At 71.4% G+C, this 14,220-nt stretch carries 14 protein-coding genes; 11 read left to right on the top strand and 3 right to left on the bottom strand.

Annotation, left to right across the window (positions count from 1 at the left end; translation table 11 throughout):
- Positions 1–62 precede the first annotated feature (62 nt).
- Positions 63–4,418, bottom strand: coding sequence for a S8 family serine peptidase (locus B118_RS0109905; RefSeq protein WP_018811591.1), 4,356 nt, complete (start codon positions 4,416–4,418; stop codon positions 63–65).
- Between the two features lie 253 nt (positions 4,419–4,671).
- On the opposite strand from B118_RS0109905, the gene B118_RS0109900 reads away from it, so the two are divergent.
- From B118_RS0109900 to B118_RS0109890, 3 genes are all read left to right on the top strand, one after another.
- On the top strand, positions 4,672–5,127 hold the full coding sequence (locus B118_RS0109900; protein WP_018811590.1) for a winged helix-turn-helix domain-containing protein: 456 nt from the start codon (positions 4,672–4,674) through the stop codon (positions 5,125–5,127).
- A 53-nt stretch (positions 5,128–5,180) separates the two neighbouring features.
- Positions 5,181–6,032, top strand: a complete 852-nt coding sequence (locus B118_RS0109895) for a hypothetical protein (protein WP_026270734.1) — start codon at positions 5,181–5,183, stop codon at positions 6,030–6,032.
- Positions 6,033–6,184: 152 nt separating this feature from the next.
- Positions 6,185–6,955, top strand: coding sequence for an MBL fold metallo-hydrolase (locus B118_RS0109890; protein ID WP_026185503.1), 771 nt, complete (start codon positions 6,185–6,187; stop codon positions 6,953–6,955).
- 187 nt (positions 6,956–7,142) lie between these two features.
- Here B118_RS0109890 and B118_RS0109885 read toward each other — a convergent pair whose 3' ends face one another.
- Positions 7,143–7,517: a DsrE family protein gene (locus tag B118_RS0109885; RefSeq protein WP_018221576.1), complete on the bottom strand. Its 375-nt coding sequence runs from the start codon at positions 7,515–7,517 to the stop codon at positions 7,143–7,145.
- 13 nt (positions 7,518–7,530) lie between these two features.
- On the opposite strand from B118_RS0109885, the gene mtfM reads away from it, so the two are divergent.
- Positions 7,531–7,632, top strand: coding sequence for a small membrane protein MtfM (gene mtfM / locus B118_RS33440; protein WP_018221575.1), 102 nt, complete (start codon positions 7,531–7,533; stop codon positions 7,630–7,632).
- Positions 7,632–8,225: a nitrobindin family protein gene (locus B118_RS0109875; protein ID WP_028184920.1), complete on the top strand. Its 594-nt coding sequence runs from the start codon at positions 7,632–7,634 to the stop codon at positions 8,223–8,225. Before mtfM ends, B118_RS0109875 begins: the two co-directional genes overlap by 1 nt.
- 60 nt (positions 8,226–8,285) lie before the next feature.
- Here the strand turns inward: B118_RS0109875 and B118_RS0109870 are convergent, their stop codons facing one another.
- On the bottom strand, positions 8,286–9,152 hold the full coding sequence (locus B118_RS0109870) for an aminotransferase class IV (RefSeq protein WP_018811587.1): 867 nt from the start codon (positions 9,150–9,152) through the stop codon (positions 8,286–8,288).
- A 132-nt stretch (positions 9,153–9,284) separates the two neighbouring features.
- Here B118_RS0109870 and B118_RS0109865 point away from each other — a divergent pair, with 132 nt between their 5' ends.
- The 6 genes from B118_RS0109865 (at position 9,285) to B118_RS0109835 (ending at position 14,181) form a co-directional block, all read left to right on the top strand.
- Positions 9,285–9,713, top strand: a complete 429-nt coding sequence (locus tag B118_RS0109865) for a Fur family transcriptional regulator (RefSeq protein WP_018221572.1) — start codon at positions 9,285–9,287, stop codon at positions 9,711–9,713.
- Positions 9,710–10,819, top strand: coding sequence for a CAF17-like 4Fe-4S cluster assembly/insertion protein YgfZ (gene ygfZ / locus B118_RS0109860; RefSeq protein ID WP_018221571.1), 1,110 nt, complete (start codon positions 9,710–9,712; stop codon positions 10,817–10,819). The genes B118_RS0109865 and ygfZ overlap by 4 nt, the downstream gene beginning before the upstream one ends.
- Positions 10,820–10,930: 111 nt before the next feature.
- Complete coding sequence (locus B118_RS0109855) at positions 10,931–11,773, top strand: beta-keto acid cleavage family enzyme (RefSeq protein WP_018811585.1); 843 nt, start codon at positions 10,931–10,933, stop codon at positions 11,771–11,773.
- A 93-nt stretch (positions 11,774–11,866) separates the two neighbouring features.
- Positions 11,867–12,826 carry an asparaginase gene (locus tag B118_RS0109850; protein WP_018811584.1) on the top strand — a complete coding sequence of 320 codons (960 nt, stop codon included), beginning with the start codon at positions 11,867–11,869 and terminating at the stop codon, positions 12,824–12,826.
- A 100-nt stretch (positions 12,827–12,926) separates the two neighbouring features.
- The gene (locus B118_RS0109845; protein ID WP_028192710.1) at positions 12,927–13,496 is read left to right on the top strand and encodes a helix-turn-helix domain-containing protein; all 570 of its coding nucleotides are present in this window, start codon (positions 12,927–12,929) and stop codon (positions 13,494–13,496) included.
- A gap of 106 nt (positions 13,497–13,602) precedes the next feature.
- Positions 13,603–14,181, top strand: coding sequence for a hypothetical protein (locus tag B118_RS0109835; protein ID WP_028192709.1), 579 nt, complete (start codon positions 13,603–13,605; stop codon positions 14,179–14,181).
- Positions 14,182–14,220: the final 39 nt, after the last annotated feature.

The raw sequence follows: 14,220 nt of genomic DNA, 5'->3' as shown, positions 1-14,220 counted from the left end.
CCGCGCCAGCCCGTCGGTGTCGGTGGCCGGCGACCCGCTCGGGCCGCCGGCCACCGACCTACTCAGATGCCGCTTGCCTTCGTGCAGTCCGACGACGGTTCCAGGCTGAAGTCGAGGGTGGCGACGAACCCTGCCTCAACCCGGATGCGGTCGAACTCCGGAACCCAACCGTCCTTGGCGACGATCACGTCGTAGCGGCCCTTGGGCAGCCAGACCGTGTACTTGCCGGAGGCGTCCGCCTTCAGGGTGAAGCCGGCGCCGCTGCCGGTCGCGTTCACCCGGACGGTGGCCGGTACGCCGACCGTCTCCCCGCCGCAGGTCACCCCGGTGACCGTGCCCTGGAGCTTGCCCCAGCTCCTCGGCGGAGACACGTTCATCTCCACCTTCACCGGCGCGGTCGGGTACGGCACGTCGGCCGCGAACGCCAGCTCGCCGCTGTAGCGACCGGGCTGCTCAACCCCGGCCTCGGCGGTGGCCGTGAGGGTCACCTGCACCTGGCGGGACTCGCCCGGCTCCAGGGTGAAGTTGGCCGGTGAGGTGCTCAGCCACGGCAGCTCCGCATCCTGGATGCACAACTCCAGCCCGCTGAGCCGTTCGGCCTCCGCCGATCCGACGAACGAGCTGGGTGAGCCGCCGATCCGGTAGGCCCCACACGCCGCGGCCCCCCGGTACCGGGCGAACTCGGCGTTCGGCAGGTCCTGCCAGGTGCCGGTCGCCGGGTCGTAGGCGATCGTCTGGTTCGTCACCGCGGTGGAGTCGTTGGTGACCCCGCCGGCCAGCACGAGCATCCCGCCGGCCGCGGCGTACGACGAACCCCACAGGTCCAGCGGCATGTCCGCGATCGGAGTCCAGGTGTCCGTCACCGGGTCGTACCGGTGGGCTACGGTCTCGGCGCCCGATCCACCGGCGCAGTACACCTGGGTGCCGAGGCCACCGCAGCTCATCCAGGAGACCGGGTGCGGGTAGGGGGCAACAGTGGCGAAGGTCGCGGCCTTCGGGTCGAACACCACCGTGTCGTCGGTCGCGGTGCAGCTCGAGTCGGTGCAGCCGCCCACCAGGTAGATCTTGTCAGCGACGACGGCGGTTCCGGGGGCGGCGGTTGGCGCGGGGTTGGTGACCCCGTCCAGAGTGCTCCAGGTTTCGCTGGCCGGGTCGAAGACATTCACCGTGGGGTCCGGGTCGGAGGTGTTGCCCCACCCGCCGGTCACGTAGATCTTGCCGCCGACCGTCGCGACGCCCGGCTTCGCCCGGGAGGTGGGTAGCGCCGGCAGGTCCAACCAGGAATCAGTGTCCGGGTCGTAGACCCAGGTCGCGCGCTCCGTGCCGGTGGCGCTACCGCCGCCGATCGAATACACCTTGCCGTCCAGGATGGTGGCGGAGTTGTCGAAGACCTCCGCCGGTAGGTCCGCTACCCGGGTCCAGCTGTTGTCCGCCGACTCGCCGACCTCCGCCGGTGCTCCGCCGTACGTGGTCCCGGTGCGGGCTGTGCTGAGGCCCTTCACCGTGACCTCGCGCAGCGGGGCCCCCGGCGCCTCCAACAGATCAAACCCGCCCGTCCGCTCCAACACCTCGACGTCGGCCGGGGCGGTACCGGTGTTCTTCACCGTCACCCGGGTGCTCCGGGTACTGCCGTACGGCTGGTGTGACTCCACCTCGGTCGGGGTGACCGTGAGTCTTCCGGCGGCGAGCGCGAAGTCGGCCCGGCGTACGTCGTCGGCGACGACCGTCACGTCCTGGTTGGCCACCGGGTACGGCGTCCGTTCCGCGGTGAACGGGTGCGTTCCGGTGAGACTGGAGAAGAGCCAGTAGAAGCCGTCCGACTCCGCCGGGTCGTCCGGCGTGCCGGCCGAGACAGCGCTCTCTTCGGGCTGATCAACGCTGGTCACCGTGACGCCGTTGAGGGGTGCGCCGGTGTTCTGGTCGCTGGTCGTGCCGACCACCAGGCCGCCGGGCACCGGAGTGCAGTTCCGGTTGGCCAGGATGACATCGTCGACCTGCCACCACCAGGCGAAGGTACCGGCGAAGCGGAACCGCACCTGGGCCTCCGACGCGCCGGCTGCCGGCGTCAACGGCACCTCCTCGACCCGCGGCCCGCGCAGGCTGCTGGTCTGGTGCCAGACGTTGGTCCAGGTCTCGCCGCCGTCGGTGGTGACGTCGATGTCGGCGCTGTCGTTGAGGCCGAGTGCCCGCCAGTCACTGTTGAAGCGCAGCACCGGTGCGGGGGTCCCGGAGAGATCCACCGTCGGGCTCACCAGGTCGGTGTCCTGACTGTTGCCGAGGCCGAGCTCATCGCTGTCGATGATCGCGAAGCCGCCGCTGCCGCCGGTCAGGTTGCCCCGTTCGCCGAGGTCTTCGAAGGTCCAACCGCCCTCCTCGGTGCGGTTGACCACCGACCAGCCCTCCGGCGCGGTGCTGTCGGCGAAGTCCTCCGTCAGGAGCGGGTCGTCGTAGCTGCCGCTGTAGCCGGCCGCCGTGCAGGATTCCGCAACCCGAACGGCCATGTCGACAGTGGTGGCGTCGCCACCGACCGGTACCTCCCGGGTCACCGTTCGGTAGTCGGGGTACTGCGGGGTGGCGGTGATCGAGTAGGTGTTGTCGCCGGCCACAGTTGCCGACCACTCTCCCGTTACCGGGTCGGTGAAGACCGGATCGCCTGGCTTGCCGGCGATGTCGATCTTCGCGTAGAGCGGCCAGCCGTGTCCGGAGCCGTCGGTAACCTGACCGCTCACCGTGACCATGGGGCTCGCGACGAGCGCGAAGTCTCGGGTCACGGCCCCGCCCTCGTCCACGGTGAAGGTGTCCGACTGCGACTCGTAGCCGTACAAGGTGGCCGTCACCGTGGTCTCACCGGCCGGAACGGTCAGCGAGTACCGGCCGTCGGTGCCGGTGGTGGTGTCGCGGGTGCCGTCGTCGATGGTCACCCCGGCGATCGGCTCGCCGTCAGCGGCTGAGGTCACGGTGCCGGTGACCCGCCCGACCGGGCCGCGGGGGGCCTCGTTGACCGCCGTGTACGCGTCGAGTCGGCCTTCGCCGAAGACGTTGTTGTCGGCCGCGGTCCCGCCGCAGGTGGTGTCATCGACATCGCGGGCGGTACGGTCCAGCAGCGCCTCGGTCGCCGGCAGGTCCCCGCGGAGGCTGGGGGCGACCGACCAGATCAGAGCGGCCGTGGCGGCGACGTGTGGGGCCGCCATCGAGGTGCCGCTGAACGCGGAGTATCCGCCGCCGGCGACGCTGGAGCGCACGGCCACGCCCGGCGCGGCGATGTTCGGTTTGATCAGCTCGGTGCCGGAGCCACGGCTGGAGAAGCCGGCGATGGCGCCGTTCGACCCGTACGCCCCGACGGCGTACGAACTCTCGTAGTCCCCGGGGGAGCCGGCGGTGCCGCAGCTCGGGCCGCTGTTGCCGTTGGAGAAGACCGGGAGGATCCCGGCGGCCCGCCACGCGTCAACGGTCTGCTGGTACCAGGGGTCGTTGCCGCCGCCGCCCCACGAGTTGTTGACGATGTCGGGGCGCAACTCCGGGCGGGGGTTCTCGCCGTTGGCGTCGGTCGGGGCCAGGATCCACTGGCCGGAGGCGAGTAGCGCTGGGTCCGAGCAGGTGCGGAACTCGCAGCCCTTCGCCGCTATCCACCGGGCACCCGGTGCGACGCCGATCTGGTTGTCGGCCCCGTCGTCCCCGACCATCGTGCCCATCGTGTGCGTGCCGTGGTCGTTGTTGTCGCAGGGCACCGAGTCGGAGCAGATGTCCGTCGGGTCGAACCAGTTGTAGGCGTGGTCGAAGCTGCCGCCGCCGAGGTTGCCCCGGTAGGAGTTGACGAGGGCGGGGTGGTCGTACTGCACGCCGGTGTCGATGTTGGCGATCACGATGCCTTCGCCGCGGTCGCCGAACTCGTCCCACACCTGGGGGGCGCCGATTTCGGCGACGCCCCACTCGATGGCGTCGGTGCGGGCCTCGGCCTCGGCGGGCGTCGGTTCGACCAACTGGCGGCTGCGGACCGGCTCGATCCGCTCGACCTCGGGTCGGTTCGCGATCTCGTCGATCAGGACCCGGTCACCGTGGACCTGGATGGCGTTGGCGATCCAGTAGGAGGTGTGCGCCGCCTTCCGCGCGTCGAGCAGCCGCAGCAGGTCGGCTTGGGTGCGTTCGGCGGTGTTGGTCAGGAGTTGGTGGACCGCACGGGCCCGGTCGTCGGGCGTTTGCAGGGTCGCGGTGCCGGCGAGCGGTGCGGTTTCCCGTAGGTAGACCAGGAAACTGGTGCTGTCGCTGGTCTCCAGCAGTTCGGACGCGACAGTTGCCCGCTCCGATGCGCCAGACGGCGACGCGGCGAGCGCTGGCTGGGCGCTCAACCCCAGCAACAGCGCCCCGAACGCGACGGCCAGACGCCCCAGGCGTGACCGCGCGGATGGTCGTACGAACACGTGTCCTCCCCACGTCCGCGGGCCCGGGCTGTTCCGAGCCCGCGCCAGCCATGCTCGTGAAAACACCGACGCTGATCAATACATTGTCTCAGTCAGTATTCGATCAGTGACTGGGCGCGCTTCTGGCCGTACGCTGACTCGGTGTTCAGCCGGACAATTTCTCGGCGGGTGATGCCCGTCGGTCAACGCGGGTGCCTGGGGAGGCAGCGTGTCTGAGCGGAAAGGTCCGATCGTGGTCTGTGTGAGCCCCGACATGGCTGTGCGCGAGCGCGTGCTGCGCCGCCTCGAAGGGGTGGGGCCGGTGTTGAGCTGTGCTGATCTCGCGGAGCTGCGGGCGATGCTCTTTCCTGAACCGCCCGTCACCGAGGAGCGGGGCATCGGTCCACCGGAGACCCCGGTCCGCTACGGCGAGCTGGTGGTCGACCCGCCGGCGCACCTGGTCACCTGGCGGGGGCGTCCACTGGCGTTGACCCGTACCGAACGGCGGTTGTTGACCCGGTTGGTGACCCCGCCGGTCCGGCTCTGGAGTTACGAGCGACTCTTCGCCGCGGTCTGGGGCGGCGCCTACCTCGGCGACACCGCGATCCTGCACTCGGCGGTCAAGCGGCTCCGGCGCAAGCTGCGCCTGCTCTCCGGTGGCCCACGGGTGCTGACCGTGCGCGGGGTCGGCTACCGGCTCGTCCTGGGCTCCGACGACTCGGGCGGATAGTGCGGTCGCCCCGGCGGCGGCTGACCCGCTCCGGGACATGACACGATGGCGCGGTGAGCGCAGTCCATCCGGGGTACGCCCCACCCTCCGGGCCTGATCGCCCGCCGTCCCGGTCGTGGATCCGGCGCTGGCTGCTCGTGGGCACGGCGGCCTGGGCGGTGCTGCTGGCGGGGCTGGCCTGGTGGTCGGCCCGCACCGACGAGCCCACGGTGCGGGAGCAACGCACGATTGAGCAGGCGTCATCGGTGGTCAACGCGGCGGTCGGTCGGCTCGTCGCCGAGCTCGACGGCGCGGCGTGGGCGATGACCCCGTCCCGCGTGGAGCGGGGCTGCCGGGTCACCCCGGTCAGCGCGGGCGCCGAACTGACCCGCGGGATCGACGTCCTGGTCGCCGAGGGGGGCGAGCGCGAGCTGCTCAGCAAGGTCGCCGACGCCCTGCCGGCGCGATGGCGGGCCGGCGTCCGGGACGCCGCCGAGGGCCCGCTGCTGCGCGCCGACGCCGGTGAGTTCGTCCTGGTCGAGGGGGAGTCGACGAGTCCGGGTCGGGTTCGGTTCGCGGTGCTGACCGGCTGTCGCCCGACCGAGGCCGCGTCCGGCAACCTGCTACCCGAGACCCCGCCCGGACCAGCGCTGCGGGCCGCGTTGCAGGCGCTGGGCCGTCCGGTGCCAGCGCAGGTGGATCGGATTGGGACATCCTGCCCCGGCGGCGCGAAGGCCTGGACCGAGCGGGTGGCGGCCGGCCCCGAGCCGGCAGCACTGAGCGCCCTGGCCCCGTTGGCCGCCGCCGGCACCGTGGTGGTCGACACCCCCGAGGTGTACGCCTACCGGAGCGGCAGCGACCTGATCGTCGCCGACGCCACCGGCGATCAGCTGCACCTGGCGTTCTCCACCGGGTGTTCTGACTGACGAGGGCGTTTCCGCCCGGTACGCGGCGTCGGAGACTCGGCGGCTCACCTGAGGCCATGCGCGCGTCAGCCGCCGTGGGCGCCGTCGCGTGTCCTCATCACAGTGTGGGAAGTCGTCACTATGCGTCGGCTGAGTCTCCTAGCCTTTCGCGGATGACCAGCGATAATCTCCAATTCACGGTTCTGGGTTGTGCAACGCCATACCCGAGTGTGGACAATCCCTGTTCCGGCTACCTGGTGTCGGGTGGGGGCGCCCGGGTGTGGGTGGACGCGGGCAGCGGGACGCTGGCTCAGCTGCAACGACATGTCCGGCTGGACGAACTGGACGCGATCTGGATCTCGCACCTGCACGCTGATCACAGCGCCGACCTCCTGACCGCCTACTACGGGGCGCTGTACGCCGATATCCAGCTTGCGGCGCCGATCCCGTTGTACGGCCCGCCCGGCATCGCCGACCGATTGGCACACTTCCTGACCAACACCGCGACCCGCAGCCCGATCGAATCCGCCTTCGCCGTCGAGGAGCTACACGACGGGGATCGGGTGGCGGTCGGCGCGCTCACGTTGACCAGCCATGCGGTGGCACATGGTATCCCTGCCTTCGCTCTGCGTGTCGACGTTGGGGGGCGGTCGTTGGTGTACTCCGGGGATACAGCCCCCTGTCCTGGCCTGACGAGTCTGGCCAAAGGCTGCGATGTGCTGCTGTGTGAGGCCGAGAGCGCGCAGGCCCCGAGCGCGGGAGAACGGGTTCACCACACACCGGAAGATGCCGGTGACACTGCACGAGCGGCTGGGGTAAGGCGCCTGATCGTCACGCACATCGGGAGGTTCCTCACCCCACAACAGGCGGTGACACGTGCCTCGACTCGGTTCGACGGTCCCATCGACCACGCCGCCCCCGGTGCCACCCATTCGGTCGACTGAGCCGGCTCGCCGCGGCCCAGTAGGCGAGACCTCCGCTTTCGCCGCGGTTCCTCGTGCTGGCCACTGTCTTCCTGATCCCGGCCGTCGTCCGACGAAACCCGGACGTCCTACTCTGCGAGGTCGAGGGAAACCGTAATCGCCTGCGCCAAAGGATGACCGTGATGCGGTAGGACGGCGTCGTGGAGCGCTAGTAGACGAGCGCGCGGGTCTCCTCGGCCATCACCTCTTCGACGAAGACCGCCGAGCCGGCGATCCGGACACCTGGCAGCACGTCGCCGGTTCCGATGTCCCGGCGGGCCGCGCACTGCGTGCAGGCGGTCACCCGGCCCGTCGCCAGGATCACGTGCAGTAGCTCGCCCAGCGGGGCCGAGTGCGGCAGCTCGAACTCCTGCGCCCGGCCGGGCAGCGCGAACCAGGTCGCCTCGCCGGTCAGCCAGAGCGAGACGTCAACTCCGGCAGCGGCTGCGGTGGCCGCAACCGTGAAGGCCTGCGCGCACCGCTCCGGGGAGTCCGCTCCGGCGGTGACCTTGATGACGAGGGTTCGGCCCACGAACGCCAGCATAGGATAGTCGCCGATGGTCACCGAGATAGGGTTCGTCAGTTTGCTGGTCGCCGCGCTGGGTGGGCTCGCCGGCGGCTTGGTCTACCTTGCCGTACGCATTTCGAGAGGGCAGTAGTGAGTGACGAGAATCCGCTTCAGCCGCCGTGGCTGAACGCGCCTCCGGTGGACCCGTACCCCTACGAGGAGAGCCACGACCTGCGTACCGGCCCCAAACTGCATCCCGCTCTGGACGGCCTGCTGCCGTACATCGGGGTGTGGCGGGGTCGGGGCCGGGGCGGCTATCCCACCATCGAGGATTTCGACTACGCGCAGGAGATCCGGATCAGCCACGACGGCCGACCGTTCCTCTGCTACGAGTCGCGGGCGTGGCTGCTGGACGAGCAGAGCAGCCCAGTCCGCCCGGCCGGGCGGGAGATGGGTTGGTGGCGGCCGGTGCTCGACGGTAGCGGCCGGGCGACCAACGAGTGGGAGGCGCTGATGAGTACGCCCACCGGCGTGATGGAGCTGCACCTCGGCAAGCGCACCGGCACCCAGCTTGAGTTCGCCACCGACGCGGTGGTCCGCACCCCCACCGCGAAGGAGGTGACCGCCGGTCATCGGCTCTTCGGCATCGTGGAGGGTGCCCTGCTCTACGCGCAGGAGATGGCCGCGGTCGGCCACGGCCTCACCCCGCACCTGTCCGCCCGGCTGATCCGGGTGGGCGGCTGAGGTCAGTCCGGCTGATCGGGGTGGGCGGCGGAGATCAGTCCGGCTGATCCGTGGCGGAGGTCATTCCGGTTGGTCGTCGTCGGGCGGGACGGGGAAGCCGAGTAGAGCCTGTAACCGCCGGGTGTAGGCCGACCGGGGCCGGCCGATGCCGTCCAGGACGCGGACCTCGACCAGGCCCCGGACCGACGAGCTGAACCAGACCGCGTCCGCGGCATGCAGCTCGGGCGGAGTCGCCAGCTGCTCGTGCGCGCCCAGCCCCACCTGTTCGGCATTGGCCAGCAGCCAGGCGGCGGTGGTGCCGGGCAGGACGCCGGCCGCGGCGGGTACCGTGCGCAGCGCCCCGTCGGCGAACCAGAGGACGTTGGCGGTCGGCCCCTCCAGGACGTACCCGTCGGTGGAGGTCCAGAGCGCGTCGTCGACGCCGTTGCGGGACGCCCACCGGCGGGCGGCGTTGTGCACCGCGTACGACGTGGTCTTGCTGCCGGTGGGCAACCAGTCCAGGCCGGCGCGGCCGCGGGCTGGCACGCCCAGCGGCAGTGTCGCCACGGTGATCCCGTCCCGGCGGGCCGCCCGAGCCGATGGCGGTACCGGGGCCAGCGTGGCGTACACGGTGGGGGCCTCGCCGTCGGCCACGCCGCGGGTGCAGACCAGCCGCAGCGCCCCCTCAACCTCGGTGGGCCAGTCGAGGCAGATCTCCTCAAGCAGCGCGACCAGGGCATCGGTCGGCGGCAGGGTCAGCCCCATCACCGGGGCCGCCCTGGTCATCCGTTCCAGGTGCGCCTCCCTCAGCCAGGGCCGGCCCGCCCGCAGGTGCATCGTTTCAAAGAGGCCGTCGCCGTGCAGGACGCCCAGGTCGTCGCCGCGCAGCACTGGCTCGGTGGCCGGCACCTGGCCCCGGCCGAGCACCGCGATCCTCGCCGTCGTCATGGCCGCCGAGCATAGGGCCCAGGCGGGCTGCGCCGGGTGGGGTCCGGCCCGGCACCACCGACACGGGCGCCGGCAGAACGGGCCGGTAGGACGGGAGAGTGCTGTTCGGCCCGAGCGAACTATGCTTGGACCGTGTCCGAATCCTCCCTCGCGGAACTCCTCCGGGCCCGTGGGCTGCGCTTGACGGCGCAGCGGCAGCTTGTCCTCCAGGCGGTGCTGGATCTGGGGCACGCCACCCCGGAGCAGGTCCACACGGCCGTCCGGGAGGTGGCCGCCGGGGTCAACATCACTACCATCTACCGCACGCTGGAGCTGCTGGAGCGGCTCGGCCTGGTGACGCACACCCACCTCTCGCACGGCTCGCCGACCTTCCACGCGGCCGGCGAGGACCAGCACGTGCACCTGGTTTGCCGGGAGTGCGGCGCGATCGACGAGATCGATCCCGCCCTGCTGCGCCCGTTGGTCGACCAGCTTGCCGAGCAGCGGGGGTTCCGGGTGGACGTCGGCCATGTCTCCCTCTTCGGCCGCTGTAGTCGCTGTGCGAACGGGGAGCAGGAATGATCGACATTGCGGGCGCGGTCTCCGTCGAGAGCATCGACGAGGACAGCCGGGACCAACCGGAGCCGGCGCACGCCGCGGCGGGGGTCCGCTCGGTGGCGGCGCACTACGGGGATCCGCTGCGCGAGCAGCGCACCCTGGAGACGGCGGTCGGCCTGGTCGACCGTTCGCACCGGGGGGTGATCGCGGTGCCGGGCGAGGATCGCCTCGGCTGGCTGCACACGCTCACCACGCAGCACCTGGCGGACCTGCCCGCTGGGCAGGGCACCGAGTTGCTGGTGCTCTCCCCGCACGGGCACGTCGAGCAGCACGCGATGGTGGCCGAGGAGGGGGGTACGACCTGGCTGGACACCGAGCCGGGCGACACCGGTGGGCTGCTCGGGTATCTGGAGCGGATGCGCTTCTTCAGCAAGGTGGAGCCGCGCGACGTGACGCCGGAGCACGCCCTGCTCTCGCTGGTCGGCCCAGCGGCGGTGGACGCCGTGGCGACGCTCGGGGTCTCCGGTCTGGCGGAGCCGGATCTGCTCGAGGTGCCCGGCCCGAAGTTCCGGGCCGGCTCGGTGCCGCCCCGGTCGACGGTGCGCTACGACGTCCGTGCGCTACCGATCGGGGGCTGGGCCCGCCGTGGCCCGCTCGGCGTCGACCTGCTGGTGGCTCGGGAGGCGATGGGCCGGGTGGTGGCCGAGCTGCGCGGTGCGGACGTGCCGGTCGCCGGGCTCTGGGCGTACGAGGCGGTGCGGGTGGCCGCCCGTCGCCCTCGGGTCGGGCTGGACACGGACCACCGGAGCATTCCGGCGGAGGTGGGCCTGGTCGGGCCGGCCGTCCACCTGGAGAAGGGCTGCTACCGGGGGCAGGAGACGGTGGCCCGGGTGCACAACATGGGTCGGCCGCCGCGTCGACTGGTTCTTCTGCACCTGGACGGGGTGACCACGGACCAGCCACCGTCGGCCGGCACTCCGGTGACGCGGGATGGGCGTACGGTCGGCTTTGTCGGCACCGCCGTACACCACCACGAGCTGGGCCAGGTTGCCCTGGCGGTGGTCAAGCGCAACGTGCCCGACGACGCCCGACTGCTGGTCGGGGAGACCGCCGCGATGATCGATAGCTAGGGAAGCGCCCCGGTCGGACGTCGGTGACGGCGGAAGGGTTCAGGTCTACCGGCCGGCCGGCCGGAAAACTTCCGGCCGGCCGGCCGTCGATCGGGCGACTAGGATCCGGGCATGACGACAGGGACGTTGATCACGGTTGCCCCGACCGGGGCCGAGTCGGCCAAGGCCGAGGTGCCGGCGCTGCCGGTCACCCTCGATGAGCTGCTGCTGACCGCGAAGGAGTGCGAGGCCCTGGGCGCCTCCGTGGTCCACGTCCATATCCGGGACGGTGCGGCGCAGCCGACCCTCGACCAGCGGCGGCTGCGCGAGACTGTCGCGGCGCTTCGGGAGAGCACCGACCTGGTGGTGCAGCTCTCCTCGGGTGGCGCGGTGAGCGACCCGGAGGCCGACCGGCTCGCCGTGCTCGATGCCGCTCCGGACATGGCCTCCTGCACGATGGGCACGGTCAATTTCGGCACCGACGTGTTTCTCAACCGGTGGGAGTTCATCGTCGAGTTGCACACCCGGATGCAGGAGCGGGGCATCGTCCCGGAGTACGAGATCTTCGACCTGGGGCACCTCACCGCCCTGCAACGCCTGCTCGGCAAGTACGGCCTGCCGGCCGGTGGGCATGTGCACGTCGACCTCGTCCTGGGCGTGCCCGGCGGAATGCCCGGCACCCCCGCGGCCCTGGTGGCCGCCGAGCAGATGCTGCGGGACCTACCAGCCGGCACCACCTTCTCGGCGACCGGCGTCGGTCGGAGCACGATCCCGGTTCTGCTGGCCTCGCTCTCGGCAGGCGGACACCTCCGGGTGGGCATGGAGGACACGGTGACCTATGCCAAGGGGCAGCCGGTCGAGTCCAACATGCAGCTGGTGGCCCGCGCGGTCAGCTTTGCCCAGCTCGCTCAGCGCCCTCCGCTCACCACCGCCGAGGCCCGGGAACTGCTCGGCGTGCCCGCCCTTCGCCGGTAAGTGGCGTATTGGGGGTCGCCCCCTGACGTCGCGTTCCTGATTCCCTGGTCACCCATCGGCTGGACGTTCCCGAAGGGCGGTAACGTCCAGCCCGTGGGAAAGACGTACGAGGGCGGCGTGCCGCTCGCTGAGGTGGTCCGTTCGGGTTTCGTTGAGGGTGTGCATCGCGGGTCGGTGGTGGCGCTCGACGCGACGGGCGCGGCGGTGGCGAGGGTGGGGGATGTGACGTCGCCGATCTTCCCCCGATCGTCGAACAAGCCGTTGCAGACGGTGGGAATGATCCGGGCGGGCCTGCGGCTGGGCGACTCCGCTGACCTCGCCCTGGTCTCGGCCAGCCACGAGGGGGAGGACTTCCACCGGGCTCGGGTCGGTGGGTTGTTGGCGCGGGCCGGGCTCGACGAGTCCGCGTTGCACTGCCCGCCCGACCTGCCGGCGGACGACGCGGCGCGGGCGGCGGTGCTTCGCGCCGGCGGTGGCCCGACCCGGATCCAGATGAACTGCTCCGGAAAGCACACCGGAATGCTGCTGACCTGCCAGGCGGCGGGCTGGCCCGAGGAGGGGTACTGGCGCAGCGAGCATCCGTTGCAGGAGCGGTTGCGCGCGGCGGTTGAGGAGTTCACCGACGAGCCGCCGGCGGCGGTCGGGATCGACGGCTGTGGCGCGCCGGTGCTGGCCGTGTCGTTATCCGGCCTCGCCCTGGCATACCTGCGGCTGGTGCAGGCGGAGCCGGGCTCGCCGGAGCGGGCGGTGGCGGACTCGATCCGGGCGTATCCGGAGATCGTCGGCGGTACGCGGGCCGACGACAGCCGGGTGATGCGGGCCGTGCCGGGGCTGCTCGCCAAGATTGGGGTGGAGGGGGTCATCGCCGCGGCCGCCCCTGGCGTCGGTGCGGTGGCGTTGAAGATCGACGATGGCGCCGGCCGGGCCCGGATGCCGGTGCTGGTCTCCGCGCTGCGCCGGCTCGGGGTGACCGCACCGGCGTTGGCGGAGTTCGCTGAGGTCCCGCTCCTCGGCGGGGGGCGGCCGGTAGGCGCCGTCCGGTCGCTCTGGTGATCCGCCGGGGCGGAGGTCAGGGCGCTGCGGCCACGCTCGGGTGCTAACTCTGGCTAGCATTTTGCTTGCAGGAGTTAGCACCGCGGGCTAGCGTTGAGTTATGGCCAGTGGTAAAGACCTTCCCAACATCGGCGGGTTCATTCGTGACCTGCGCCGGAGTGCGAAGATCTCCCTCCGGCAACTGTCCGAGCAGGCGGGAGTCAGCAACCCGTACCTGAGTCAGATCGAGCGCGGGTTGCGCAAGCCCAGCGCGGAGGTGTTGCAGCAGCTCGCCAGTGCGCTGCGGGTCTCCACTCCGGCGATGTACCTGCGGGCCGGGTTGCTGGATGACCGGGAGGGGCAGGGCGTTCTCGCCGCGATAGCCGTGGACCCCGACCTGACCATGGCGCAGAAGCAGTCGCTCACCCAGATCTACGAGACGTTCCGTCGCGAGAACGCGCGGCTCGTGGAGGCGACCGCCGCCGCCGACGCGGCGTCGGCAGAGTCCGCGACCGGCCCGGTCACCACCGAGTCCGCGACCGGCCCGGTCACCACCGAATCGGTCGCCAGCCCGCCCACCACCGAACCGGAGTCGAGCCCGGCCCGGCCGTCTGGGGCCTCCGCCGACCTGGCCAACATCGCGGTCACCGGCCCAACGACCACCGGGGGTACGCCGACCGGCGGTGCGTGAGTCGCACCGGCATCGACCCCGACTCCATTCCTGTCCCGACGCCAGTGCAGCAGTCCGCCCCGAAGGGCGACCCCGAAGCCGCCGACGCGGTCGAAGAGGAGAAATGATGACCAGTCAGCCTAAAACCAGTCGTATCCCCGCCCCCCTCTACGCCGCCGCCGGTGCCGGCGATCTGGCGTACCAGCAGCTGCGAAAGCTCCCCGCCGCGGTGAGTGAGCTGCGCAACCGGGTCGCTGCCGACCTCAGCACGGTAGACGGGGCCGAGCTGCGTCAGAAGGCCACCGAGACGTTGCGTACGGCGACCGCTACCGCTGAGAACCTGCGCCGGCGGGCCGCCAGCGACCTGGACCTCAGCCGGCTTCGGGAGACCGCCACCCGCAACGCCGCCGTCGTGGTGGCCAGCGCTCAGGCTGCGCAGGAGCGGGCGGTCACCACATACGGCGCGCTCGTCGGCCGCGGGGAGCGGGTCGTCGGTGCTGGCGTGCTCGAGGCCGCCGACACGGTGAACACCGACATCGAGACGACCGAGCAGGCCCCGGCGCCCACCCCGGCGCAGCTCGCCGAGGCCGCCGAGGACAAGCCGGCGGCCGTCACGAAGCGTGCCACCAAGGCGGCCGGCAAGTCGGCCTCTTCGGCGACGAAGTCACCGCGCGCGACGAAGCAGACCCCGCCGGCTCACGACTGACCTGCGGCGACGGGCGAATGCCCGGTGACGCCGAAGACC

The sequence above is a fragment of the Salinispora pacifica CNR114 genome, assembly GCF_000514775.1.
GTDB lineage: Bacteria > Actinomycetota > Actinomycetes > Mycobacteriales > Micromonosporaceae > Micromonospora > Micromonospora pacifica.
This window is presented reverse-complemented; position numbering and strand designations above follow the sequence as displayed.

What these genes read in the sequence shown, in the direction of transcription:
- B118_RS0109900 (WP_018811590.1), top strand. Translation starts at nt 4,672, where the DNA reads ATGGCTGTGCGCGAGCGCGTGCTGCGCCGCCTCGAAGGGGTGGGGCCG.
- B118_RS0109890 (WP_026185503.1), top strand. Translation starts at nt 6,185, where the DNA reads ATGACCAGCGATAATCTCCAATTCACGGTTCTGGGTTGTGCAACGCCA.
- B118_RS0109885 (WP_018221576.1), bottom strand. Translation starts at nt 7,517, where the DNA reads ATGCTGGCGTTCGTGGGCCGAACCCTCGTCATCAAGGTCACCGCCGGA.
- mtfM (WP_018221575.1), top strand. Translation starts at nt 7,531, where the DNA reads ATGGTCACCGAGATAGGGTTCGTCAGTTTGCTGGTCGCCGCGCTGGGT.
- B118_RS0109870 (WP_018811587.1), bottom strand. Translation starts at nt 9,152, where the DNA reads ATGACGACGGCGAGGATCGCGGTGCTCGGCCGGGGCCAGGTGCCGGCC.
- ygfZ (WP_018221571.1), top strand. Translation starts at nt 9,710, where the DNA reads ATGATCGACATTGCGGGCGCGGTCTCCGTCGAGAGCATCGACGAGGAC.
- B118_RS0109855 (WP_018811585.1), top strand. Translation starts at nt 10,931, where the DNA reads ATGACGACAGGGACGTTGATCACGGTTGCCCCGACCGGGGCCGAGTCG.
- B118_RS0109845 (WP_028192710.1), top strand. Translation starts at nt 12,927, where the DNA reads ATGGCCAGTGGTAAAGACCTTCCCAACATCGGCGGGTTCATTCGTGAC.
- B118_RS0109835 (WP_028192709.1), top strand. Translation starts at nt 13,603, where the DNA reads ATGACCAGTCAGCCTAAAACCAGTCGTATCCCCGCCCCCCTCTACGCC.